We start from the raw sequence: 25,883 nt of genomic DNA on the forward strand, positions 1-25,883 counted from the left end.
ACCTGCTAAGTTTTGCTACTGCTCGTAGCAAACATGATATGCAATTAATCAGCCAAAGTGGTCAGGTTCTCTTCCAGTATGGCTAATTTAGCTTCGGCATCTGCCCGTTTTTTCTGTTCTATATCAATTACTTCGGGTTTGGCATTGGCCATAAAACGCTCGTTATTGAGCTTTGCATTTACCGATTTCAGGAAACCTAAAAGGTATTCTTTTTCCTTTTCCAAACGAGTGCGTTCTGCAACCGGATCTACGTTTTCGCTTAGCGGAACATAAAATTCATCAGTTGAGGCAATGAAGTTTATAGCGCCATTCACCTTATCATTCACTACACTGAATGTACCTATGTTGGCCAGTTTAGTTATTATTGGCTCATATTGCTGGTAAGGCAACCCTGAGTTTATCTTTACCGATAGGTCAAGTGCCTCTTTAGGCGAAATTTGTTTGGTGTTACGAATATTCCTGATTTGGGTGATAATAATTTTTACGATCTCTAAGTGATTCAGCGTTTGTGCATTTATTTCCCCAATATTTGGTAATTGTGCAACAATGCAACAATCCATTTCATCACGTTCTCCAAAAAGCTCATCATGCCATAGCTCCTCAGAAAGGAACGGTATAAACGGGTGCAACACCTTCATGATATTTTCAAAATATTGAATGGTAACATCATAGGTGGCTTTATCAATAGGCTGCTGATAAGCAGGCTTGATCATTTCCAGGTACCATGCACAAAAATCGTCCCAGACCAGCTTATAGGTGGCCATAAGGGCTTCTGATAGCTTGTATTGTCCAAATTGAGTTTCTATTTCGGCCAGCGCCTGGTTAAAGCGATTGCCAAACCATTCAATAGCTATCTGATTTGGGTTAGACAGGTTTTCATCAACCTCCCAGCCTTTGATCAGCTTAAAGGCGTTCCATACCTTGTTGGCAAAGTTACGGCCCTGCTCGCAGTAGCTTTCATCAAACATCAGGTCGTTACCTGCCGGCGAGCATAGCAACATCCCTACCCTTACACCATCGGCACCATATTTCTCAATCAGATCAAGTGGATCGGGCGAGTTACCTAACGATTTTGACATCTTACGGCCCAACTTATCCCTAACTATACCGGTTAGGTAAACATTTTTAAACGGTGCCTGCCCTCTGAACTCGTGTCCGGCCATGATCATCCTGGCTACCCAGAAAAATAAGATCTCGGGAGCGGTTACCAGATCATTGGTTGGATAGTAATAGTTAATATCAGCATTATCAGGGTCTTTAAAACCGTCAAATACAGATATAGGCCACAACCATGATGAAAACCAGGTATCAACCACGTCTTCATCTTGTTTTAGATCAGCAGCGCTGAGGTTTGAGTTTTGCGTTTTGAGTTTTGCCTCGGTTAAAGCCTCATCTATATTTTTAGCAATAACAAACTCGCCATTGGGTAAATACCAGGCCGGGATCTGTTGACCCCACCAAAGCTGACGGCTGATATTCCAGTCCCGCACGTTTTCCATCCAGTGTCGATAGGTATTTACAAACTTATCAGGAATAAGGTTAACCTCGCCGTTCAAAACATAATCAAGGGCGGGTTTAGCCATCTCGCTCATTTTGCAGAACCATTGCATAGATAGCTTAGGCTCAATAACCGCATCAGTACGTTCAGAAAAACCTATCTGCGATTTATAATCCTCTACCTTGGCCAACGCGCCGGCTTCTTCCAGCAATACCGCAATTTTTTTACGTGCAGCAAAACGGTCAACACCAACTAATATTTGTGCTTTTTCGTTCAGCGTACCATCGTCATTTAAAATATCAATAACAGGCAGGTTATGTTTCTGGCCCAGTTCATAATCGTTCAGGTCATGTGCTGGTGTAACCTTTAAACAGCCCGTACCAAAATCCATTGTAACATACTCATCCAGTATAACCGGAATTTCGCGGTTAATAAGCGGAATAAATACCCTTTTACCATGCAGGTGCAGGTAACGTTCGTCATTAGGGTTAATACAGATAGCTGCATCGGCCATAATAGTTTCCGGACGGGTTGTGGCAATGGTTAGGTAAGTGCGGGGTGCGGGGTTTCCGGTTTCGTTTTTATCCGCTCCGGTATCCTCGCTCTGCGCAACTTCATAATTTATATAATAAAGCTTCTGATTAACTTCTTTACGGATAACTTCTTCATCAGATACCGCGGTTTTACCTTGCGGATCCCAGTTAACCATACGTACGCCACGATAGATCCAGCCTTTTTTATACAGATGGATGAAGGTATCTATCACAGCTTCGGAAAGGTCTTCGTCCATAGTAAAACGGGTACGATCCCAATCGCATGAGGCTCCTAACTTTTTAAGCTGCTCCAGGATAATGCCGCCATATTTCTCTTTCCACTCCCAGGCATAAGCCAAAAATTCGGGGCGGGTAAGGTCTTTTTTGCTGATGCCGCGCTCTTTAAGCATGGCTACAACCTTGGCTTCGGTAGCAATACTGGCGTGATCCGTACCCGGAACCCAGCAGGCATTTTTGCCTTTCATACGGGCACGGCGTACTAATACATCCTGTATGGTATTGTTCAACATATGCCCCATGTGCAAAACCCCGGTAACGTTTGGCGGCGGAATGACTATTGTATAAGGCTCGCGCTCATCAGGCACTGATTTAAAAAAATCGTGCTTTAACCAGTAACTGTACCACTTCTCTTCGGTTTCTTTAGGCAGATATGTTTTAGAAATACTCATAATGCGCAAAAATAAATAAATTAGACCGTTGATTTAGGTGATTTTTTTGATTCCGTTGATTTTTTGTCTGAACCTTGATTTATCTGATTAAGTGATTCATTCGATTTTTCTTAACTTGTAAGCTATTTTTCCAAACCACTCACCACTCACCACTCACCACTCACCACTCACCACTCACCACTCACCACTCACCACATCACCACTCACCACATCACAATATTTTTACAATAAGCCCGTTTTTAATGTCAGTAACCTTAAAAGTCATGAAATCAATGGATCTGCACCGCTTTTGGCTTGATATTTTAAAAAGGTCAAAGCTTTCGTTTTTCGTAAACTGGTTTAACCGCTAAACGCATCCGCATCCGCGGTTTGCACACAACTAACATATTTCACTAACTTTAATTTTTAAATTTTAATATGAAATTAAAGTTACCTTACTATGTAATGCTGGCAGGTTCCCTAACGCTGTCGGCTAATAGCTTTGCTGCCGATGGTGGCGCATCACCCAAAGCAAGCCATAAGCAAGGCGTTCCGAAAAAATTTATTGATCCGGCCAACATGAATACCAGCGTTAAGCCCGGCGATGATTTTTTTGACTACGCCAATGGCAACTGGATAAAACAAAATGCTATACCTGCCAAAGAAACCCGCTGGGGTAGCTTTAATATCCTTCGCCAGGAAAATACCGATAAATTATTGGGCCTGCTCAACGAGGTAAGCAAACAATCGGCAACGCAACCTAAAGGAAGTTTAAAACAACGCGTTGGCGACCTGTACGCAAGCGGCATGGATAGCGTAAATATTGAAAAACGCGGTTACGACCCTCTTAAGCCCGATTTACAACGCATTGATAAAATAAGCAGTCTTGACGATGTAATAAACGAGATCACCTATCAGCGTGTTAACGGTGAGGGCAGCCCGCTGTTCAGGTTTGGTGTTGGGCAGGATGACAAGAACGTAAATAAATACGTTGCCGGACTTGACCAGGGCGGTACCTCATTGCCCGACCGTGATTATTATTTAAAAACAGACGCGCGTACCAAAGGCATACAGGATGCCTATAAAAAATATATTGTTGCGCTGTTTACGTTAACAGGCAGCAGCAACGATGCGGCTGTTAAAAATGCTGATGTTATTTTAGGCCTTGAAACCACATTAGCCAAAGCACAGCTAAGCCGTGTAGCCATGCGCGATCCTAATGTTACCTACAACAAATTTTCGGTTGATGCCTTCAGCAAAACAACGCCGCATTTAAACTGGGTGAAACTTTTGCCGCAAATGAAAGCCGAAGGTCAGGATACTGTTCTGGTTGGCCAACCAGCCTTTTTCAAAGTTGCCGACTCCCTGCTTGCAGCTACCCCGGTTGATAACTGGAAGGTTTATTTAAAGTGGAGCATACTTAAAGGAACTGCATCTGCACTAAGTTCATCATTTGTAAACGCCACCTTTGATTTTAATAAGGTACTGAGCGGACAAAAAGTGCAGACACCTCGTAACGAGCGTATAAGCGCTCTTGTTGACGGCAGCCTCGGCGAATTGCTGGGCCAGTTGTTTGTTGAAAAATACTTTACTCCCGCTGCCAAGCAATACATGGTTGATCTGGTGAACAACCTCAAGGGAACCCTTGGCGATCGTATTAAACGTCTGGATTGGATGAGCCCCGAAACAAAAGAGCGTGCCCTTAAAAAGCTGGCCGCCTTTACCGTTAAAATAGGCTATCCTGATAAATGGGAAAAATACGATGGAGTAGTGATTGACCGTAACGATTATGTAGGTAACCTCCGCAACCTGTCTGTTTGGCGTTACAACTTTAACGTAAGCCGTTTAGGCAAACCGGTTGATAAAACCCGTTGGAGCATGACCCCACCAACCGTTAATGCTTACTACAACCCAACAAATAATGAGATCGTATTCCCGGCTGGTATATTGCAGTTCCCCTTCTTTGATTTTAAGGCCGATGATGCCGTAAACTATGGTGGTATTGGTGCTGTGATAGGACACGAAATGACCCACGGATTCGACGATCAGGGCCGCCAGTACGATGCTGATGGCACCCTGCGTGATTGGTGGACAAAAACCGATGCCGACAAATTTAAGGTACGCGCCAATAAAGTGGTTGATCAATACAACGCCTTTACGGTTGTTGACACGCTGCACGTAAATGGCAAACTAACGCTTGGCGAAAACCTTGCCGACCTTGGTGGCCTAAACGTTGCCTATGAGGCCTACAAGAAAACCAAACAAGGCCAGGAAAACAAAAAAATAGATGGCTTTACTGCCGATCAGCGTTTCTTTTTATCATGGGCACAAGTATGGCGCAGTTCGCAACGCCCTGAAGCGGCAGCGCAACGCATCCTGACCGATCCGCACTCGCCTGAACAATATCGCACCAATGCGCCGCTTACCAACATTGATGCCTGGTACAAAGCATTTAATGTACAACCCGGCGATAAAATGTATAAAAAGCCTGAAGACAGGATAAAGGTGTGGTAGTTAATGCCACTCATAACAAGAAAGCCCGGCAAAACCGGGCTTTCTTGTTTTTTTAATATAGGTTGAGTTTTTAATTAATTTTCCAGACACCTTCCAGGTAAAGCTTGTATCGGGTAGGTTGAAATTCGCCATAGGCGAAAACCATTATGGTATTACCCTTTTTGCAAAAGTACAAACGCAGGCCCTCGCTCCCTTTGTAAAGCTTTAAAAAGCCATTGTCGGTTGTAAATCCACCGGTTTGTATGATAGTTTCAAAATCGGCATCTCCAATGATGGCACGCAGATCTTCAAAAGCATTACGGGCAAAATCGTTGAATTTTATTGCCACACCTGTTGCAATCTCTGTATCCGGAACAAAATACCTGTCAATAATTTCAGATTCATTTCCATCAAATAACAACGAATTTGTCATGGCGTATTTTGCTATCATAATTATTTAGAGCTTTCCTGTTTCTTTTGTTCCTCAAGATAACCTTCTTTCTTCAGATCGTTAACCGTATAAGGTAATTCATCCTGAACACCTAAACCCGGCTTGCCAAACCACGGGATAATTTTTCCTTCCTTAACATTTGTAATAGGCTTTACAATTTTATAAACCCTGTAAGGCGAGCTCAAAGTTTTATCGGGCAGGGCACGCTGCGGAAAGGGAACATCTGTTAAAGATACAAAAGTACCTTTATCCTGAAAAACACTATCGGCATCAAAATAACCTCCGTAACGGTCAATCAGCACACCGGCTTTCAAAACCACTATTTTTAAATTTACCGCGCCCCGGTTTGGAGGCCAGCCACCGTTTAAATTATTGGCTGTAAAAAATTTCTCCAGCCCGTCCCACTTTTCATCTCTCCATAATGCCCAGGCAGTATCGGCCAGTGCTTTTTTGGTGCTGTCGGCAAAATCAGATACGGAACTTTTAAAAACATCAAAGCTCACGCCCCTAACAAGGCCGTCGGCGCTTTTGTGATGTTTTAAATTACCTGAATGATGATGAGCTGAATTTTTTTGTTGAGCTGTTGCCAGGAATGGCATAAACAGCGCTGCTATTAGCAGAACTTTTATCGATTTCATAATAAGGTTGTTTAGTCGGTATAAAAATAATACGAATAAATACATATTATATATTTATTTTATTCATATCAATTATTACAATTCACACATAAAAAATCTTATTTAATAATTAAAATAAGTTTAAATAAATTAAATTGTCATAATATACTATCCACCATAAATAATTAATTATTTTACTTTTGGCTAACCCCGGCACAGGTAATCAATGCAAGCAAAGCTTTATATTTGCGGTTATATTATGATTATCCATCAGTTCTACGATAAAGGCTTGGCGCATGCATCATATGCTGTGATCCGCACAGGCAAAATGATTGTTATTGATCCGGCACGCAACCCGCAGCCTTATTATGATTTTGCAGCCCAGCACGATGCCGACATCGTGGGCGTTATTGAAACCCACCCACATGCCGATTTTGTGAGTTCGCATCTGGAAATTCACCAAACCACCAATGCGGTTATCTATTGCAGCAAGCTAACAGGCGCAACTTACCCGCACGAAACTTTTGATGATGGTGACGCTATACAGCTTAACGATATAAAGTTAAAGGCACTGAATACCCCCGGTCATTCGCCCGACTCTATTTGTATTTTACTGGAAAATGAAGAAGGCAAGGAAACCGCTATCTTTACCGGCGATACCTTATTTGTAGGCGATGTAGGTCGCCCGGACCTGCGTGAAAATGTTGGCAACATCACTGCTAAAAAGGAAGAGCTTGCTAAACAAATGTACCAGAGCACCCGTCAAAAACTCATGACCTTACCAAAAAGTGTTATAGTTTACCCTGCGCATGGCCCCGGTTCGTTATGCGGTAAAAACATGAGCCCTGATCTGGAAAGCACCATAGGCCGCGAACTGCGTGAAAACTATGCACTGCAACCGATGGATGAGCTTACCTTTGTAAAAACTCTGACTACCGATCAACCCTTTGTACCTCATTATTTTGGTTACGATGTGGATTTAAATAAAGCGGGCGCGCCTTCGTTTCAGCAGAGCGTTGATAACGTTAGCAGGATAAATGCCGAAACACCACTTGAAAAAGACGCTATTATTATTGATACCCGCCCTAAACAACAGTTCAGGAGCGGCCATTTAAAAGGTGCCATCAATTTGCAAAACGGGGAGAAGTTTGAAACCTGGTTGGGTTCTATCATAAAACCTACAGAGGTATTTTACCTGGTTGCCGATAACACGGCTGATTTGGACATGTTTATTAAAAAGGCCGCCAAAATAGGCTATGAAAAAAATATCAAAGCCGGAGTACTAATACCTGCCGGTGCTACAGAAACATCGGCCGATCTTAACCTTGATGATTTTAAAACCGATACCGACAAATACACCATTGTAGATGTACGTAATCGGGGCGAAGTAAATGAGGGCATGATATTCAAAAACGGTATCAGTATTCCTCTGCCTGAACTGCGCGACAGGCTTGATGAAATACCTGCAGATAAACCCATTGTTATCCATTGCGCTGCTGGCTATCGCTCGGCTGCTGCAGCAAGCATTGTTGCAGCCACAATAAAACAGGTACCGGTATATGACCTGGGCGAAGTAATAGTTGAATTTGCCGAAACTATTCATTAATAGCGCTCAAGTAATCCATTAATGGCCATGGGCAATAATAACCTGGAGATAGTAACCACTGCCGATGGTTCAAAAACCATTTACAACGCGCAGGTTGGTGAGCATTACCATTCACGCAACGGAGCTTTGCAGGAGAGTCGTCACGTGTTTGTTAACGCGGGTTTGAATTTCTTTTTAGATGCAAACAAGACTGATGAAGTAAGCATACTGGAAGTTGGTTTTGGAACCGGACTAAATTTTTTGCTCAGTGCCGATGAATGTGCCGAACGCCAAACATTGCTAAACTACACTGGCATTGAAGCCTACCCTATTAGCGCGGAAATGATGGCCCAAACAGGTTATGATGAATACTCTTCGCCTGAGCTTTGGGCTGCTTATATTGCCTCATACCCTGATGCTTTAAAAAAACAAGTAAAGCTTGATCATTACTGCAACCTTCAAATTGCAGATATTAAACTGACTGATTTTAAAACAGAACAGCGGTATGATATCATCTATTTTGATGCATTTGCTTCGGCCCGGCAGCCTGAAATGTGGGAACAACCGGCCATTAGCCATACGGTAAGCTTTTTAAAGCCAGGCGGCGTGTTTGTTACCTATGCAATTACCGGCAATTTAAAGCGAATGCTTAAGGCTCTTGGCTTTACCATTGAAAAAGTGCCCGGAGCGGCAGGCAAACGCGAGATGCTGCGGGCCACAAAGAATTTAACAAACAATTAACCTGGCTATACGGCCCTCTCTTTTCCTCTTGATAGTAAATCAGCTATCTTTGGTTGTATTTCAAAAAACTAAAACACATGCCTTTAAAAGCTCCCGATACCGCATCTACCCCAGCAACCGGTTTTGAACGCTTGCTTACCATTATGGATGACCTGAGGGCAAATTGTCCATGGGATAAAAAACAAACACTGGAAAGCCTGCGCCACCTTACCATTGAAGAAACCTACGAGCTTAGCGACGCCATTTTAAGCGCCGATATGCCCGAGATAAAAAAGGAATTGGGTGATATTATGCTTCATCTTGTTTTTTATGCCAAAATAGCCTCAGAAACAAATGATTTTACCATCACAGATGTATTGAACAGTGTTTGCGAAAAGCTGATCAACCGTCACCCGCATATATATGGTGAGGTAGAGGTGCAAAATGAGGAGGATGTAAAACGGAACTGGGAGCAGATCAAGCTGAAAGAAGGCAACAAATCTGTTTTAGGCGGGGTACCTGCCTCCCTACCGGCCCTGGTAAAGGCATCACGCATACAGGAAAAAGCACGGGGTGTCGGTTTTGACTGGGAGGAGAAGAACCAGGTTTGGGCCAAGGTTGAAGAAGAGATGCAGGAGTTTAAAAATGAATTTAACGCCGAAGACGAAAGCGCCATCGATCATGAAAAGGCAGAAGGTGAATTTGGCGACCTGTTATTTTCACTCATCAATTACGCCCGTTTCATAAACATCAACCCGGAAAACGCGCTTGAAAAAACAAATAAAAAATTCATCAAACGTTTTCAATATCTGGAACTTAAGGCAAAGGAAAGCGGCAAACAGCTGCACGATATGAGCCTTGCCGAAATGGATATATTTTGGGACGAGGCAAAAAAACTATAAAAAAGTCGCTACCGCTGTAGCGTTTCATCAAAAGTTACGTAATGGTTAATAAATACGAATTAATATGAAACGCAATTTACTCTACTTACTACCATTATTATTAATGATGTTAGGTGCTGCCTGCTCACCAAAATCAGACAATACACCCATTCCTGCACCATTAGGTACTTATAAAGGTACTTTTAAGCTGCTTGTAAAAAAAGGCACAACCACGGCTTACGACACTGTAAAGAAAGACTCCCTGCTTAATATAAAAATAGCAAACCCTAACACATACGCGGTAACTGGCGATACAGCTACTGTACATGCAGGCAGCAAAGGCCTTTTCCAGTATGATGGTTATAATTCACTTATTGCTTTTTATGACAGCACTTACAAAGCAGGCCCTCAGCCAAAATTTCATTTGGTAGGAACCTACCGTTACGCATACAATGGTACAAGATTGCAATTCACACGGGCTAATGCCCTGCAGGATTCAATTCTGTTCTACGATCTTTATAAAACTTCAAATTAATTATGTTTTAATTTACTGGTCGTCACCCTTAAAAGTGGCGGCCTTTTATTTAAAATTATCCGGTTTTTGTAATAAAAAATCAGCGGTACTTAACAGTGCAGCTGATTTTTTATTTTTGCACCCTCGTAATTAATTTGTTTAGTATCAACCTGCAACGGCTTGGTACAGCTAATGCAATAAAAATTTATTACTTATTGTATCAATAATCGCAACCACTGCGTAAAGGCTATAAATAAATAATTAAAGAGTAACTATTATTTAAGCGGAATTAAAAATACTTAATGCATTCACCCCCACGCATTACTGAAGAGGAGATCATCAGCCAATGCAAAACAGGCAGCCTAAAACACCAGGAAATGCTGTATAAGCTATTCTATGGCTATGCTATGGGGATTAGTTTGCGTTACAGTTTAAATCGCGATGATGCCTTAGAGGTTGTAAATGATGCCTTTATAAAAGTTTTCAATGCCATTCACAGCTATAATATTGACAAACCCTTTAAAGCATGGCTGCGTACCATTGTGGTTAATACCGCTATTGATCGCAGGCGTAAAGATTTAAAATTTCAACTTAATGTTGAACTGGAGAACGCCGCTCCAATTACCAGCAACATGGGTGCGGTTGATAATTTAAATGTACAGGATATTTTAAAACTGATGAAAGAGCTGCCTGCAATTCAGCTTACCATCTTCAACTTATACGAAATAGACGGATATAATCACGATGAAATTGCAAATATGCTATCTATTCCGGTAAGCTCATCAAGGGTTTACCTGAGCAGGGCAAAAGAAAGATTAAGAAAAATGTTAAGGACCGAAACGCAAAACCATGGATGAGCAGTTGGATAACGACTTAAGCAACCGCATCAGGGAGGTGTTTGATAATTTTGAAGACCCATCCTACCCCTCTGCTGACGAAGGCTGGTTATTGCTCAGGAATAAATTTCCTGAAACGGAAAAGAAGCGTCCGGTTGCCTGGCTATGGTGGGCAAGCGCGGCGGCCGCTGTTTTACTATTTTTAGGTATTGGCCTATGGATGCTGAACCCTGCAAAACAAGCAGCCAATACTATAGCTGTAAAACATGCAAAGCAACAACCAAACGAATCAGTCGTAACGCAAGATACAAACATACAATTAGCTGCTAAACAAACACCTGTTATTAAAAACAATACTGTAGTAGCAACTGATTCATCAACTATTAACAGCCTGGCTGCATCAAAAATACAAGCCGGCAAATCTGTCACTAAACCTTTAATACCTGCCGCTGCCAACCGCAACACAGCTGCCTATGCAAACACAATTACAAAAACTATACAACAACCGTTAACAAAAGCAAACAACATTACTCCCGACTCCAATAGCATAAAAACAAATGCGGCACAATATGCTGCTAAGACAATTGCTCCGGTAGCCACAGGTTCAAAAACTCCGGTTAGTTCAGTTGTAGCACCTGGCAAACCAATAAACAGCAATCAACAGGCAACCGCGGTTGTTAATGCTCCGCAATACGGAGCGGTTTCGCCTGCCACTAATGCTTCAAAAACAGTAGTTACGGCCCCGGCTAATAACAGCACTGCGCCTGTAATTGTAAATACGCCGCAGGCCAAGGGCCCAACCCAACCAAAAGCCAACTCAATGGAAGCATTGTTTGCCAATGAGAGCAAAACACCAAAGGTTGATGATAAATACACAGAGGATAAAAAAGTACGCTTTGGGGTTTATGCCGCTACATTTTTTAACTATGCAAAAGGAAGCGCCAATCAGGTTAATGCAGGGCTTGGTTTTTCATCAGATATTAAACTCAGCAAAAACATAAAACTTTCAACAGGCGTGGCCTTGGCTCAAAATACGCTGAGTTATAACAGTAATACGGTGCCGCTTAGTTACGCCAGCGCTGCGGTAGCCCGGCCACAGGCTTTAGCCAATTCTTACGATAAAGAGAATCTGTTTTCGGCCAATACATCTTTCCCGGTACTGAAAAACTACAATGCCAATTTGGTGGGTCTGGATATTCCGCTGAACCTTAAATATGAGTTTAATCCTCAAAAAAGTGATACTTATATTTCGGCTGGTTTAAGTTCAGGTACTTTCATCAACGAGGCTTATACATCAGTATATGGATATAGTCCATCCTCAATTGCGGCGGGGGCATCTCAGCAAACTACCGACGAAACCACCCGCAAAAATTTCACCGGATTTAACTTCGCTAAAACCCTCAACGTATCGTTCGGTGTTGGTTATCCGATAGGTAAAACCAACCGGATAGTTATCGAGCCTTTTTTAAAGTATCCGCTTGATGGGCTTGGTTCACAACAACTACGTTTTGGTGCCGGGGGATTAAATCTGAAACTTAACTTCACTTCGCCCAAGAAATAAATATTGGGGATACGGTTTTGAAAACGGCATTCATTAGCAATATGGTAGCCTTAATTTATCGATCTGATATTATTTAAACCGGATAGCTTTTACAGGTGATATTTTACTCACCAGCATTGATGGCACAATGAGTACAAGCAGGCAAACAACCAGCGTCCCGATATTGAGCATCAGGATATCGCCCAGGTTAAATTCAACAGGTACAAAGGTCATATAGTACGATGCCTGATCAAGTTTGAAAAAGTGCGTTTGCTGCTGAAAAAAGCCAAGCCCAAGGCCCAAAGCATTCCCCAGTAACAGGCCCAACCCAATGAGATAAGCGGCATTGTATAAAAATATCTTCTGGATTTTCCAGCTGGTGGCGCCCATGGCCTTAAACATGCCTATCATGGTGGTACGCTCCAATATCATGATCAGCAATGCCGATATCATGTTGATCACGGCTACCAGGGTCATGAGCGCAAGCATTACTACCGAGTTAACATCAAGCAGTTTAAGCCATTCAAATATGGGGGGATAATCTTCTTCTACGGTGTAGGAGCGCAGCTTTACAGGTAATATATCGTCCAGTCTGTCTGCAGCATAATCAACCGCGTTAAAATCAGACACGCGTAATTCGTACTCACCAATTTCATTAGCTTTCCAGTTGTTGAGCCTGTTAATTAATGATAAAGAACCAACCACGAAGGTTTTATCAACTTCCTCTACTCCAATATTAAATATTCCCTTTATTTTAAATTGTCGCTTACGCAGGGGTTCCTGAACAAAGTACATCAGCAGCTTATCGCCTACTTTTAATTTTAATCGGTTGGCTGTGGTTTGCGAAAGCATGATTTCCTTTTGTGCCTCTACCGAATCGGTAAAATCAATCACGCTACCGGCCACCATTATTTTTTTAAAATAGGTCCAGTCATAGGTTTTATCAACCCCCTTTAATACCACACCTTCAATTTCATTATTAGCCTTAATAATACCGGGTTTGGTAGCAAAGGGCATGATGCGGGTAATGAAAGGGCTTTTTAGGGCACGTTTGGTAAAACTGGTATCGTCAACAAAAGGTGAACTTTCGTATGAGCTGTTATTATCTAATTTCACTACACGAATGTCACCGGCAAAACCGCGTATCTTCTCGCGAATCTCGTGTTTAAAGCCTTTAACAATAGCCAGCGACAGTATCATAACCCCCAAACCCAGCATAATACCAATAATGGCAATGCGCACGATCAGTTTTGAAAAGGTGCGTTTTGACTTGAATGTTATGCGTGCTGATATAAAAGAGGCGAAACTCAATGCAGAATGATTTTTTGTACCTTCGCAAATATGCGGTTTTGCTGCTAAACCTACTACTACTAAAATTGTTTAAACATAATATTTATGATAAAAACATTCCTTTTTTTCCAATGCGCGTTAATAACAGTTTTGTGGACAAACACCGCCCGGGCCAACAGGCTTGTTAGTGTAAATCCCGACTCGGTGACAACCCAAACCGGTTCAAAAATAATTACCGGTGCCGATCAGATTCCGCTGTATATTGACTATCTTAAAGGAAAAAATATTGGGATGGTTGTAAATCAAACTTCTGTTATCGGTCAAAACCTAACTCCCAGTGTTGATACGCTTTTAAAATCGGGCATAGCCATAAGAAAGATCTTCGGCCCTGAACATGGCTTTAGGGGTGATGCCAGTAATGGCGCCAGTGTAAATGATGCCACTGATCCAAAAACAGGCCTGCCGGTTATATCATTATACGGTAATAAACACTACAAACCCACTCCTGAAGACCTGAAAGACCTCGATCTGGTTATATTTGACATACAGGATGTAGGCGCACGTTTTTATACCTATATATCAACCCTGCACTATGTTATGGAAGCTTGTGCCGAAAACAATATAGAACTCATGATACTGGACAGGCCCAACCCTAACGGCTACCTGATTGACGGCCCGGTGTTAGATACTACTAAAGCTCCACGTTCTTTTGTTGGCATGCATCCTATACCCATAAGCCATGGCATGACCATTGCCGAATACGCTCAAATGATCAACGGCGAAGGTTGGTTAAAAGACGGTGTAAAATGCAAGTTAAAGATTATTGATGTAGCTAATTACAAGCATGATATGGTTTACAAACTACCTGTAAATCCATCACCCAATTTAAATACCGATCAATCAATTTTGTTGTACCCCAGCGTATGTTTGTTTGAGGGGACAACATTAAGCCTGGGCAGGGGCACCTTATTCCCCTTTTTGGAACTTGGGCACCCTTCATTAAAAAGTAAATATTTTTTTTCATTTACACCGGTAAGTATAGCTGGTATGAGTGAAAACCCGCCGCAAAAAGATCAGTTATGCTATGGTATCGATTTAAAAAGCTACAGTGTAGAGATGATCAGGAAAAAAGGGCGATTAGATCTGTCATTGCTTTTGCAGCTTTATAAAGCTTTTCCTGATAAAGCTCATTTTTTTAATGCTTATTTTACCAAACTGGCAGGCACCACAGAGCTAAGAAAACAAATTGAAGCAGGTAACAGCGAAGCCCAGATACGCCGGAGTTGGGAACCTGGCTTAAATAAGTTTAAAACCATTCGCGCCAAATATTTATTATATCAATAACAAGCAAAAAGCACTTTCAAACGTATATTATAGCATGAGAATTGTATTTATGGGCACCCCCCAGTTTGCCGTTGCATCGTTAGATGCTTTAATTAAAGCAGGCAGTAATATTGTAGGTGTTGTTACTGCGCCTGATAAACCTGCGGGCCGTGGCCAAAAGGTGAGCGAATCGGCGGTAAAACAGTATGCGGTAGCTAACGGCCTGAAAGTGCTGCAGCCCGAAAAGCTTAAAAACTCTGATTTTTTGGCCGATTTAAAAGCTTTGAATGCCGATCTGCAGGTGGTAGTAGCTTTCCGCATGTTGCCCGAAGTTGTCTGGAATATGCCTTCAAGAGGTACCATTAATTTACATGCCTCATTGTTACCGCAATACCGTGGCGCTGCTCCCATTAACTGGGTATTGATCAATGGTGAAAAAGAAAGCGGCGTAACCACATTTTTCCTGAAACATGAAATTGATACAGGAGATGTATTATTTACTGAAAAGATAACATTAAGCGGTCATGAAAACGCAGGCGAGTTACATGACTGGCTGATGAATAAAGGCGCTGGCCTGCTGGTAAAAACCGTAAAAGCTGTTGAGAGCGGCCGTTACCATGAACACCCGCAAACCCAATTGCACACTGGCGAAGAGTTAAGGCATGCACCTAAAATCTTTAAAGAAGATTGCCTCATCGACTGGACCCAACCTGCCCAGCACATCTACAATAAAATACGGGGCTTGAGCCCCATACCTACTGCCTATACTGATTTGAATGGTAAAATTTTAAAGGTTTACGCATCGGAGCTACTACCTGATGAGCCAGCTATACAACCTGGCGGCTTCCTGACCGATAATAAAACGTTCCTGAAATTTGCAGCTAAAGATGGCTTCATCAGCCTCACTGATATACAGCTGGAGGGCAAAAAACGTATGGGGATCGAAGATTTTTTGAGGGGCGTAAAACTGTAAATAGTTTTCACTTTACTATATAAGGGGAAAGTTTGCTTGCTATATCGCTTTCCCTCTCCCATCAACCCAAAGTCAAAATAAATAAACACTGCCTTAATAATCACTGGGTTTACTATTTTTGCGGCCTCATAATTTTTATTCCATGGCAAGCTACAGCGACAGAATTACCCTTTTAAAAAACGAGATACAACCCTTACGTGAGCAATTAATACAACACGAACTTTATAAAAACATTAACTCGCTTGATGAGCTTACCGTTTTTATGGATCATCATGTGTTTGCCGTTTGGGATTTTATGTCGCTGTTAAAATCGCTTCAGCAAAGATTAACTTGTACTGTTACACCCTGGATGCCTACCGGTAATGCTAATACCCGCTATCTCATCAACGAAATTGTTACCGGCGAGGAAAGCGATATAGACGAAGCAGGCAACCGCACCAGCCATTTTGAGTTGTACCTGCGCGCCATGCAGCAGGCCGGCAGCGAAGCCATAGCTATCAATAACCTGTTCAATGAGCTTAACTTTGGTAAACATATTGATGAAGCCCTCATCATTGCCGAGATTCCTTTAAGCGCTCGCAACTTTGTGCAGCACACCTTTGAGGTAATTGAAAGCAGCAAAAACCACGTACAGGCAGCGGTATTTACCTTTGGCCGTGAGGATCTGATACCTGATATGTTTGTGAGCATTGTAAAAGAACTGAGCAAACAACTGCCAGGGAAGGTTGATATTTTATTATACTACCTGGAGCGCCATATTGAAGTTGATGGCGACCACCATTCACAATTGGCTTACCAAATGACTGCTGAACTTTGCGGCGACGATGACACGAAATGGCAGGAAGCAACCAATGCGGTAAAAGAGGCCTTGCAAACACGTATTGCTTTGTGGGATGGTATACTGGCTGCTATAAAAACTCCGGTATCTTTGCACTTATAAGTTTCAGGTATTGAGTTTTGAGTTGTAAACATTGTGAACTCAAAACTCATTACTTAAAACCCAAAACTTATCCTTACAACTTATTCAGCTCATCCATGAGCACCTTGCTGATGCGGTTAAAATAGCGCCTTACACCAAAACCCATTACCGTTTGTATGCCACGGGTGGCATTGGTTAAAAACACTTCATCGGCTTCGTAAAGAATATCGGGGTTTATCTGGGCTTCTGTTACATCAATATTGTTCTCCAGGGCCAGTTTAATGATCACCTTGCGCATTACACCTTCTACACAACCTTCGCTCAAGGCAGGAGTGTATAAATGATTTTGGTAAGATATGAATATGTTAGAGCTGCTGGCTTCGCACAGAAAACCGTTTTGATTCAGCAAAAACACATCATCAAGCTTATTTTGAGTTTTATAGATACCCGCCATTACATAAATGAGCGAATTGCAGGTTTTAATATTTGAAAGATAATTTGTTGCCTTAGGCAGTTCGTTAAATACATCCATGATCAGGCCCTTTTCGTTCAAAAAGTACCTGGGCTCGTCAGATGGGGTAAGCTCCAGGCAATAACCCATTTTATTTTGCGATGGTGTATACAAACCCTCGGCATCACGATAAACGGTGAGGCGCAGCCTGCCATGCTTTACCTTGTTTCGTTTGGCCAGTTCCTCTACTATTTCCTTTAAAAAATAGGTGTCCATCTGCGAGTAGCCGTCAATTTTAAGGGCTTTCATACCGCGTTGCAGGCGGTCGGCATGCAGGTCGGCAAATTTTAGTTGTCCCTTCATTAAACGCATGCTTTCAAACAAACCATCGCCATACCTGAAAGCCCTGTTGGCTACGGATAGCAAGTGGCTGTTTGCCGGGTGTACCTCTCCATTAAAATTGATAAAAACAGGCGTCATTTGGATGTGCAGATTTCAAGTGTGCAAAAATGCAGATTTTTTATTCGGATAAAACAGGTTAAATTGTTCATAATGCTATGGCATTGTAAATTCATGAGCGCCATATGCCTGCTCAAAAACCATGCTTATATTGGTACTAAGCATATTATAATTCATCCGGAATTGTATTTGCCTGATTGCCAGCGGCAGTGTATTTACGCCATTTTTGCAGTACACCCTCAAAATCTGGCGGAAGCGGTGACTCAAATATGATTTGTTTTTTTAACGTAGGATGCAAAAAGCCGAGAATCTGTGCATGCAAAGCCTGGCGTGGCATCAGCTCAAAGCAGTTCTCCACAAACTGTTTGTATTTACTGAACACAGTACCCTTTAAAATTTTATCACCGCCGTAAGTGGCATCGCTAAACAAAGGGTGACCGATGTGCTTCATGTGCGCCCTGATCTGATGAGTACGCCCTGTTTCCAGCTGGCATTCAATTAGGGTAACATAACCCATACGTTCCAACACCTTATAATGGGTAACAGACCATTTCCCCTTTTCAGGATCGTCATATATCGACATTACCCTCCGGTCGTTAATACTACGGCCGATATAGCCCGTAACCGTACCGTCCTCTGCCAGATCGCCCCAAACCAATGCTATGTATTTACGGGTGATGGTATGGTCAAAAAACTGCTTGGCCAGCCAATTCATAGAGCGTTCGTTCTTACTGATCAGCAGCAAACCCGATGTATCTTTATCAATGCGGTGTACCAACCCCGGCCGGCCATCATTACCCGGCAGCGTAGGCAATTGCTGAAAATGATATACCAGCGCATTAACCAGTGTACCGGTATAATTATTATACCCCGGATGTACTACCATGCCCGCAGCCTTATCAACCACCAGCACGTCATCATCCTCATAAACAATGTTGATAGGCAGGTTCTCAGGGTAAACCTCGGTATCACGAGGCGGGTGCGGTAATACCACCGATATAACATCAAGCGGTTTTACCCGGTAGCTCGATTTGATAGGCTTATCATTCACCAGAACATTACCCAGTTCAATAGCATTCTGGATACGGTTGCGCGAGGCATTCTCCACCCGGTGCATTAAAAATTTATCAATACGTAGCAGTGACTGACCTTTGTCAACCACAACGCGTAAGTGTTCATATAAATCCTGTTCTTCCTGCTCTATAAACTCGGTATCGTCTGCCATTTGAGCGCAAAAGTAATCGTTTTTTGTTTTAGGTTAAGATAGTAGCAAGATATTAGTATCAACTATCAGGATTTTTAAATAGTTTGGCATTTCTGTAAGCTGTATTAATATCTTGCTACTAAATATACCATGAATATTGACCTTGAAATTTTTAGTCCGGTTCAGGCAATCAGCAACCCGCTTTTTGATGAACATGACGTAAAAGTTTTTTTAAAGCGCGACGATCTGATACACCCCATGATATCGGGCAATAAGTGGCGTAAATTAAAATACCTCCTTAAAACAGCTCAGGAACAGCAAAAAGACCATTTGGTAACTTTCGGTGGAGCATATTCCAACCATTTGTTGGCTACAGCAGCGGCGGCGGCCCGCTTTGGCTTTAAGGCTACTGGCATAGTGCGCGGAGAAGCGGTAGATAATGATACCCTGTTTTTATGCAAGCTGCACGGCATGCAGTTGATATTTACAGATCGGGAAAGCTACCGAGATAAACCTGCCCTGTTCGCCAACTACTTTGGTAATAACGAGGATGCCTTTTTTATTGATGAAGGCGGCGCATCTGCCGAGGGAGCTTTAGGTTGCAGCGAACTGGTTGATGAACTTACCGAAACCTACGATCATATTTTTTGCGCCTGCGGTACAGGAACCACTGCGGCAGGCATCATCAACGGACTAACCAGGCATCAGCTTAAAACCACATTTAATGCTATACCCGTGTTTAAGAACGGCAGTTTTATGAAAAATGAAATTGACCATTTACTAACCGCTCCCATTCATTATGATCTGCATACCGATTACCATTTTGGCGGTTACGGAAAAGCGAATAATGAACTGATTGATTTTATAAAACAATTTGTTGCTGCTACCGGCATTGTAATTGAACCTGTTTACACCGGTAAAATGATGTATGCCCTTTATGATCTGATAGCAAAAAAACATTTTAAACCCGGCAGCAAAATACTCGCCATCCACAGCGGAGGTATATGGGGCTTATTGGGTATGAAAGATAAGTTTTAAAACAAAAAGAGCCGCTCTCCTTTGCGAAGAAACAGCTCTCAACGAGATCAGTATTTAGTTAATTTAGTTTTTATGGGAACTTAACGCCGTTATAGCTCGATACGTTAGCCAACGGAATAGTGGCGCTATATTGTTTGTTGATGGCTTTTATAAATTCATTAGCTACAATGGCATATCCACGAGGAGTTAAATGCACCCCATCCAGTGAAAATATCCCCCCGCTGATATAGGCCGAACTCAGGTTTACACCATCAACTGTAAGGCCATGTGCTTTAATGTCATTCAAAAAAGTAAAGGCATCAAAAACAGCTAAACCTTTGGATGCCGCTACAGATTTGATGGTAGTATTGTACGAACTTACATAATCCTGAGTAAGCGCAACTTCATTTTGATCAAGCACATATTGATTATCTATAGGTGTATAAGGTGTTAACCCATAAGGCAACGGGCCAGCAGGCGTATTTACCGGCTGCCCTATCATACTTGTCGGAAACGTAAGTACAACCAGGTCGCTTGCAGTTGCAACCCGGGGGGCGTAAGCAGTACCCGAAACAAGCGCATTAACATATAAGGCTTTAGCGGCCGGGTTTGCCTTTTGTACAGCAGCAAGAATAGCACCCACAGTTACCGTATTAAAATAAGGCACAGAAGTAACATCAGGAATGGTTGCCACTGCACCTTTTTGTCCGTTTGCGGTTAGCTTACCGATAGAAAGGGTATACAATTGCGTAAACAATGTTTTATCCGTTAGCACATCCCCTGCTCCGCCGCTTGTGGCATATAGCAGCGCATCGTTATTACCCAGCCAATCGGTAAAAAAAGTAAATGGCTTGGCCGTTACAAAATCAAGATAAGCCGTAGTATTTGTTGGCGAATCATTAGGCAGCAGCCTTTCAAAATAACCATTCAAATTACCGTATGGCGCATAGGTTATTTGCTGCAGTTTGATTCCCGGTACACCATAATTATTGATGTCGCCAGTATATTTGGTATACAGTATCACATTCCCAAACCCCGGAACGGCTATCTGCCCGCGTACGGCCAAATTAGTTTTAACCTGCTCTGTTTTAGGGGTTCCATCGGCGTTAAAACCGGCCAGCCTCAAATAGCCGGAGCCATTTGATTGCTCTGCTGTGAATAAAGGCTGTGTAAACGTCCCTCCACCCACTTTTTGCATTTGCGCGGCAATAATGCTGGGGTATGAGTTTAACTGCCCTTCGCGATATAATCCTCCATCGGCATAGCCGGCTGTAAGGGAATTACCCACCGATATATACCTCGAAAAATCTGCCGTACCGCGTGACGGTTTCGGTGTATTGATGTCGGTTTTGCAGGCCGCAAAGCTCAATAAGCCCGCGGCTAAAAATATATGTAAGTATGATTTATAAGTTTTCATTTGATTTGCGTTTAAATGTTACCAGTGATAAGCAAGTGACAAGCCGGGGATATAAACATTGGTTTTAAATGTACCTGATAACTGCGACTCGATATTTGTTTGCGTGCGCGATATTACCCGCTCATACTCAAATGAAACATCCAGATCAAGGTGTTTGGCCAGCGCATAACCTATACCGCCGGTAAAATAGTAGCGGTTGGCATCAGGAGCCTCCGGGGTAACATAACCATCGCGCACGGCAGTAGTGGCGTAACCACCGCCTGCACGTAAAAACAACTTATCGCTGGCTTTGTACTGGGTACCGGCCCGGTAACTCCATCCGTCTTTATAATTACGGGGCGAGTAAGTATCCTGCAGCGTAGGCGTATTCTGCGCATAATCAAATCCCAGCACTTTATAAACCGACCAATGGGTAAAGTTCACATCAACAGCAATCGTCCAATCTTTTGCCGGCGAATAGCCAAAGCCGATAGACGATGTTGAAGGCAGAGGCAGCGTAGTGCTAAAAGTATTTGGCTGCGGAAAATTTGCCTGTATTGATGCAGGAACAGTAAAAATAGCATCACCGCTTTTAACCGTGGTATTTACTTTTGAGCGATAATCAAGACCTACGGTAAGGCCTACTTCCGTCTTTAAAAACACGCCCGCGTTCCAGCCAAAGCCGTGTGCGTTCCCTTTCAATTCAGCCTGCCCCACATCGCCCGATGCATTTACAAGCGGAATGGCCCGGGTAAGGTCAACCGTACCGTGGTTGTAAACAAAACCACCGCCTACACTTAAAAAGTCGGCCAGTTTTATACTTATGGTAGGCTGAAAATAGATGGCTTTCAGATCAAGGCTTTCCAATACATATTTACCTGTCCATTGATTGCCCCAGTCCGTTAAACCACCGAAAGGTGTATAAACGCCTAAACCAAGTTTCCACCACGAGTTTTTAGGGCCCCATACCGCGTAAGCTGTAAAGGGAGTGGCAACCTTATTTTTAGTACGAAACTGATCTGTAGTACCGCTTGGGTTAAAGTCAGATTTAAAGAATAGCGGGCTGATACCTGCCTGAACAAAATTTTCGGGCAGCATTACCACCGCGCCCGGGTTAAACAATACAGATGAACCATCCTGCAATAAGCCGGTTCCGGTGTGCCCCATACCTATCTGTTTCTGTCCGTGAAGGTTAACCTGGAAACCCTGGGCAAATACCATAGCAGGTAATATTGCAAACAGCAATAGTAGAAGTTTTTTCATGATAAATATAATTGGTTTATAATAAGTGGTTTGCTGAGGGTAACAAACTGCATCTATTTAAAAAATAAAATTAGGAGGCTTTGAAAGTAAAAAAAGGGCTATAATGCGGAGGTATTGGTCAAAAAGTCGGATAAAAACTTTAATCAATACTTTATTTTTAATAAAATAGTATTAAATATTATTACTGTTTAATTAACACTTTTAATAAATTAAGGGAATAAAATTATACCTTTCGTTACATGAGCAAAAATCCCAGATATGTGAGCAAAAAGATCGCTCAACTGAGCCTGTCAAAATTTGCCGACCTCTATGCCGACAAACTGATAGGTCCTGATTTTTTTATAGCCGACGAAAAACAACTACTGAGTTTAAGTGAGTTTCCATACCGCTCAGACGGATATATTATAGGTATTTGCACCCGTGGCACCGCCCGCGTTGAGGCCAACTTACAGGTGTATGAAGCCAAACCCGATGCTATGCTGCTGGCAACGCCGTTCCATATTTTAAGGATCTATGAAAGCAGTGACGATTTCCTGTGCCGGTTCATTGTTTTCTCCAAGGCTTTTTTAACCGAGAACAATGTTAACAGCCACTTTCTGGAATCATTCAGTTATTTCAAAAGCGCATCGCTGCCGGTAATATACCCCAGTCATGAAGATGCTAAAATGCTGTTGGATATTTACCTGTTGATGCAGCAAAAGATGGCCCGGGAAACTCATCCTTATCGTATGGAAATATCCAGGAGTATGCTAATCACTATGCTTTACGAGGTAGAATCAATATACGAAAAGCAACACGTTATTGTAAAAGGCAAACAAACCCGCAAACAGGAATTGAATGTATTGTTCCAGGATCTGGTTTTTCATCATTATAAGGAACACCGCAACGTACAGTTTTATGCCGATTCATTGTACGTTTCACCCAAACACCTCACCGAAACCATTAAGGAAGTAACCGGCCGAACCGCAGGTGAATGGATTGACGATGCCGTAGTATTGGAAGCCAAAGTACTGCTCCGTAATAAAGAAATAAGCATCGCCCATGTAGCCGAAGAGATCCATTTTCCTGATCAATCCTCTTTTGGCAAGTATTTTAAAAAGCATACCGGCATGTCTCCCTCTGATTATAGGGTGGTTACCACGCATTGATATTTCTTTTCCGACTTTTTGACCAATACCTCCGCATTGCTGCCCTTTTTTTCTGCCGGCGAGGCTTATACTTTTACTCCTGATTATAAAACTAACCAAAACAGTATTAAGTAATTAGTATCAAGTATTGAGATGCCTCCATGTGTCTGAATACCATTCAAAGTCATGATACTTTATACCAATTACCTCATACTTAAAATTTAAATTATGAGTGAGATCGAATCAATAAAAGCCATCAAAGGGGGTGAGTTTCTGATCAGGGAAACTCAGGCAGATAGTGTTTTTATTCCGGAAGAATGGAACGAGGAGCAGTTGATGATCGCAGAAACATGTACCAATTTCCTCGCTCAAAATGTGGTACCCAATTTAACCCGTATAGACGAGCAGGAAGAAGGATTGATGCCTCACCTGATGGAAGAAGCCGGCGCGCTTGGTCTGCTCAGTATCTCTATTCCCGAACAATACGGCGGCTTTGGTAAAGATTTTAAAACCTCTATGCTGGTTACCGAAAAGCTGGGTGCGGGTAATTCATTCTCTGTGGCATTTTCTGCTCACACAGGTATAGGAACCCTGCCCATTTTATATTACGGTAACGACGCTCAGAAAGAAAAATATATCCCTAAACTGGCAAGCGGCGAATGGAAAGGCGCATACTGCCTAACCGAACCGGGAGCCGGGTCTGATGCCAACTCGGGCAAGGCCCGGGCAAAACTCTCTGCCGATGGTAAGTATTACCTGCTTACAGGTCAAAAAATGTGGATCACCAATGCAGGCTTTGCTGATGTTTTCACCGTATTTGCCAAAATAGATGATGATGAAAACCTGAGTGCTTTCATTGTTGAAAAAGATTTTGAAGGATTATCATTAAATACCGAAGAACATAAAATGGGTATCAAAGGCAGTTCAACCCGCCAGGTATTCTTTAATGATTGCAAAGTGCCGGTAGAAAATTTACTATCTGAAAGGCAGAACGGTTTCAAAATTGCCGTCAATATTTTAAATCTTGGCCGTATAAAATTGGGGGGCGCCACCATTGGGGCCAGCAAAGAAGTTATTACATCGGCCATTCGCTATGCCAACGAGCGCGAGCAGTTTGGCAGGCCAATTTCAAAATACGGTGCTATCCGTTATAAACTGGCGCAGCAAGCTATTCGTACTTATGCTTCGGAAGCAGCCATATACCGTGCCAGCCAAAATATGGAGGAAGCTACCGAAATGTACGAAGCATCGGGCCTCGACCCTATCAAGGCAAAATTAAAAGGGACCGAACAGTTTGCCATTGAAGCTGCCATAATCAAAGTACATGCATCCGAAACGTTGGATTATGTGGTTGACGAAGGCGTACAGATTTACGGTGGAATGGGTTACAGCGCCGAAGCACCGATGGACCGAGCCTACCGCGACTCACGCATCAACCGGATATTTGAAGGAACTAACGAAATTAACCGGATGCTTACTGTTGATATGATGCTGAAACGTGCCCTTAAAGGCGAACTCGATTTGATGGGCCCGGCCCAAAAAGTGGCCGGTGAGCTGATGAGCGTACCCGATTTTGGCGGTGCCGATGAAGAAGGCTTATTTATCAAAGAGAAAAAATATATAGCAGGCTTCAAGAAAGCTATCCTGATGGTAGCGGGAGCAGCTGTACAAAAACTCATGACACAGTTAGGTAAGGAACAGGAAGTGCTGATGTACCTGGCCGACATGCTGATAGAGCTTTACGTGAGCGAATCATTACAACTGCGTGTAGAAAAACTCGTTGGCCTGAAAGGCGAGGAAGCCGTTAAAGAAAAGCTTGACATGATGCATGTTTACATTAACGATGCTGCCGTAAAAATTGCCAACGCGGGCCGCGAGGCTATCAATTCATTTGCCGATGGCGACGAGCGCCGTATGATGTTAATGGGCCTTAAACGCTTTACTAAAACTGAAGATATCAATACCACACAGGCCCGCAGAAACATCGCGGCCAAATTAATTGAAGCAAATAAATACTGCTATTAACCGATAACCCCGACCCTCTTCAGAGGAAAGGGAGTGCCATGCACTCAACGCTACCCGACAAGAGGACCAGGATGCCTCCCCTACCAGGCCGGTGGGGAGG

The 25,883-nt window shown here is 42.7% G+C and carries 21 protein-coding genes; 13 read left to right on the top strand and 8 right to left on the bottom strand.

The genetic code is table 11. From position 1 onward, the window contains the following. Positions 1 to 44: 44 nt before the first annotated feature. Complete coding sequence (locus tag QWZ01_RS03820) at positions 45 to 2,720, bottom strand: valine--tRNA ligase (protein WP_290321904.1); 2,676 nt, start codon at positions 2,718 to 2,720, stop codon at positions 45 to 47. Positions 2,721 to 3,137: 417 nt separating this feature from the next. Here QWZ01_RS03820 and QWZ01_RS03825 point away from each other — a divergent pair, with 417 nt between their 5' ends. Further along, a complete protein-coding gene (locus QWZ01_RS03825) occupies positions 3,138 to 5,213 on the top strand; it encodes a M13 family metallopeptidase (protein ID WP_290321905.1) in 2,076 nt (691 codons plus the stop codon). Positions 5,214 to 5,283: 70 nt separating this feature from the next. Here the strand turns inward: QWZ01_RS03825 and QWZ01_RS03830 are convergent, their stop codons facing one another. Together QWZ01_RS03830 and QWZ01_RS03835 are read right to left on the bottom strand one after the other, a co-directional pair. Further along, the gene (locus QWZ01_RS03830) at positions 5,284 to 5,643 is read right to left on the bottom strand and encodes a hypothetical protein (RefSeq protein ID WP_290321906.1); all 360 of its coding nucleotides are present in this window, start codon (positions 5,641 to 5,643) and stop codon (positions 5,284 to 5,286) included. Positions 5,644 to 5,645: 2 nt separating this feature from the next. Further along, positions 5,646 to 6,281 (bottom strand): TNT domain-containing protein, encoded by a 636-nt coding sequence (locus QWZ01_RS03835; RefSeq protein ID WP_290321907.1) that lies wholly within the window; start codon positions 6,279 to 6,281, stop codon positions 5,646 to 5,648. 238 nt (positions 6,282 to 6,519) lie between these two features. Between QWZ01_RS03835 and QWZ01_RS03840 the strand changes: the two genes are divergently transcribed. The 6 genes from QWZ01_RS03840 to QWZ01_RS03865 all read left to right on the top strand — a co-directional run bounded on the left by QWZ01_RS03840 (position 6,520) and on the right by QWZ01_RS03865 (position 12,357). Next, a complete protein-coding gene (locus tag QWZ01_RS03840; RefSeq protein ID WP_290321908.1) occupies positions 6,520 to 7,866 on the top strand; it encodes a rhodanese-like domain-containing protein in 1,347 nt (448 codons plus the stop codon). 27 nt (positions 7,867 to 7,893) lie between these two features. Next, on the top strand, positions 7,894 to 8,586 hold the full coding sequence (gene mnmC2, locus QWZ01_RS03845) for a tRNA (5-methylaminomethyl-2-thiouridine)(34)-methyltransferase MnmC2 (RefSeq protein WP_290321909.1): 693 nt from the start codon (positions 7,894 to 7,896) through the stop codon (positions 8,584 to 8,586). A 77-nt stretch (positions 8,587 to 8,663) separates the two neighbouring features. Further along, positions 8,664 to 9,467 (top strand): nucleoside triphosphate pyrophosphohydrolase, encoded by an 804-nt coding sequence (gene mazG / locus QWZ01_RS03850; RefSeq protein WP_290321910.1) that lies wholly within the window; start codon positions 8,664 to 8,666, stop codon positions 9,465 to 9,467. A gap of 64 nt (positions 9,468 to 9,531) precedes the next feature. Further along, entirely contained in the window at positions 9,532 to 9,981 is a 450-nt protein-coding gene (locus tag QWZ01_RS03855; RefSeq protein WP_290321911.1) for a hypothetical protein, read from the top strand. 281 nt (positions 9,982 to 10,262) lie between these two features. Continuing rightward, entirely contained in the window at positions 10,263 to 10,817 is a 555-nt protein-coding gene (locus tag QWZ01_RS03860; RefSeq protein ID WP_290321912.1) for an RNA polymerase sigma factor, read from the top strand. Continuing rightward, the gene (locus QWZ01_RS03865; protein ID WP_290321913.1) at positions 10,810 to 12,357 is read left to right on the top strand and encodes a ribosomal eL19 family protein; all 1,548 of its coding nucleotides are present in this window, start codon (positions 10,810 to 10,812) and stop codon (positions 12,355 to 12,357) included. The genes QWZ01_RS03860 and QWZ01_RS03865 overlap by 8 nt, the downstream gene beginning before the upstream one ends. Positions 12,358 to 12,426: 69 nt before the next feature. On the opposite strand, the gene QWZ01_RS03870 is transcribed toward QWZ01_RS03865, so the two are convergent. After that, positions 12,427 to 13,647, bottom strand: coding sequence for an ABC transporter permease (locus QWZ01_RS03870; protein WP_290321914.1), 1,221 nt, complete (start codon positions 13,645 to 13,647; stop codon positions 12,427 to 12,429). An 84-nt stretch (positions 13,648 to 13,731) separates the two neighbouring features. Here QWZ01_RS03870 and QWZ01_RS03875 point away from each other — a divergent pair, with 84 nt between their 5' ends. The 3 genes from QWZ01_RS03875 to QWZ01_RS03885 all read left to right on the top strand — a co-directional run bounded on the left by QWZ01_RS03875 (position 13,732) and on the right by QWZ01_RS03885 (position 16,862). Then, entirely contained in the window at positions 13,732 to 14,970 is a 1,239-nt protein-coding gene (locus QWZ01_RS03875) for an exo-beta-N-acetylmuramidase NamZ family protein (RefSeq protein ID WP_290321915.1), read from the top strand. Between the two features lie 34 nt (positions 14,971 to 15,004). Next, positions 15,005 to 15,922 carry a methionyl-tRNA formyltransferase gene (gene fmt, locus QWZ01_RS03880; protein WP_290321916.1) on the top strand — a complete coding sequence of 306 codons (918 nt, stop codon included), beginning with the start codon at positions 15,005 to 15,007 and terminating at the stop codon, positions 15,920 to 15,922. Between the two features lie 142 nt (positions 15,923 to 16,064). Further along, complete coding sequence (locus QWZ01_RS03885; RefSeq protein WP_290321917.1) at positions 16,065 to 16,862, top strand: DUF3050 domain-containing protein; 798 nt, start codon at positions 16,065 to 16,067, stop codon at positions 16,860 to 16,862. Positions 16,863 to 16,935: 73 nt separating this feature from the next. Here the strand turns inward: QWZ01_RS03885 and QWZ01_RS03890 are convergent, their stop codons facing one another. Both QWZ01_RS03890 and QWZ01_RS03895 read right to left on the bottom strand, forming a co-directional pair. Next, positions 16,936 to 17,772 (bottom strand): aminotransferase class IV, encoded by an 837-nt coding sequence (locus QWZ01_RS03890; protein WP_290321918.1) that lies wholly within the window; start codon positions 17,770 to 17,772, stop codon positions 16,936 to 16,938. Between the two features lie 145 nt (positions 17,773 to 17,917). Next, positions 17,918 to 18,976, bottom strand: coding sequence for an RluA family pseudouridine synthase (locus QWZ01_RS03895; protein WP_290321919.1), 1,059 nt, complete (start codon positions 18,974 to 18,976; stop codon positions 17,918 to 17,920). A gap of 129 nt (positions 18,977 to 19,105) precedes the next feature. On the opposite strand from QWZ01_RS03895, the gene QWZ01_RS03900 reads away from it, so the two are divergent. Further along, on the top strand, positions 19,106 to 19,993 hold the full coding sequence (locus tag QWZ01_RS03900; protein WP_290321920.1) for a 1-aminocyclopropane-1-carboxylate deaminase/D-cysteine desulfhydrase: 888 nt from the start codon (positions 19,106 to 19,108) through the stop codon (positions 19,991 to 19,993). Positions 19,994 to 20,063: 70 nt separating this feature from the next. Here QWZ01_RS03900 and QWZ01_RS03905 read toward each other — a convergent pair whose 3' ends face one another. Both QWZ01_RS03905 and QWZ01_RS03910 read right to left on the bottom strand, forming a co-directional pair. Beyond that, positions 20,064 to 21,389, bottom strand: a complete 1,326-nt coding sequence (locus tag QWZ01_RS03905; RefSeq protein WP_290321921.1) for an SGNH/GDSL hydrolase family protein — start codon at positions 21,387 to 21,389, stop codon at positions 20,064 to 20,066. A gap of 18 nt (positions 21,390 to 21,407) precedes the next feature. After that, positions 21,408 to 22,631 carry an OmpP1/FadL family transporter gene (locus QWZ01_RS03910; protein WP_290321922.1) on the bottom strand — a complete coding sequence of 408 codons (1,224 nt, stop codon included), beginning with the start codon at positions 22,629 to 22,631 and terminating at the stop codon, positions 21,408 to 21,410. 239 nt (positions 22,632 to 22,870) lie between these two features. On the opposite strand from QWZ01_RS03910, the gene QWZ01_RS03915 reads away from it, so the two are divergent. Together QWZ01_RS03915 and QWZ01_RS03920 are read left to right on the top strand one after the other, a co-directional pair. After that, positions 22,871 to 23,779 carry a helix-turn-helix domain-containing protein gene (locus QWZ01_RS03915; protein ID WP_290321923.1) on the top strand — a complete coding sequence of 303 codons (909 nt, stop codon included), beginning with the start codon at positions 22,871 to 22,873 and terminating at the stop codon, positions 23,777 to 23,779. Positions 23,780 to 23,986: 207 nt separating this feature from the next. Continuing rightward, a complete protein-coding gene (locus tag QWZ01_RS03920) occupies positions 23,987 to 25,783 on the top strand; it encodes an acyl-CoA dehydrogenase FadE (RefSeq protein ID WP_290321924.1) in 1,797 nt (598 codons plus the stop codon). Positions 25,784 to 25,883: the final 100 nt, after the last annotated feature.

Origin of the sequence: Mucilaginibacter aquaedulcis (assembly GCF_030409325.1) — a bacterium.
Lineage (GTDB): Bacteria > Bacteroidota > Bacteroidia > Sphingobacteriales > Sphingobacteriaceae > Mucilaginibacter > Mucilaginibacter aquaedulcis.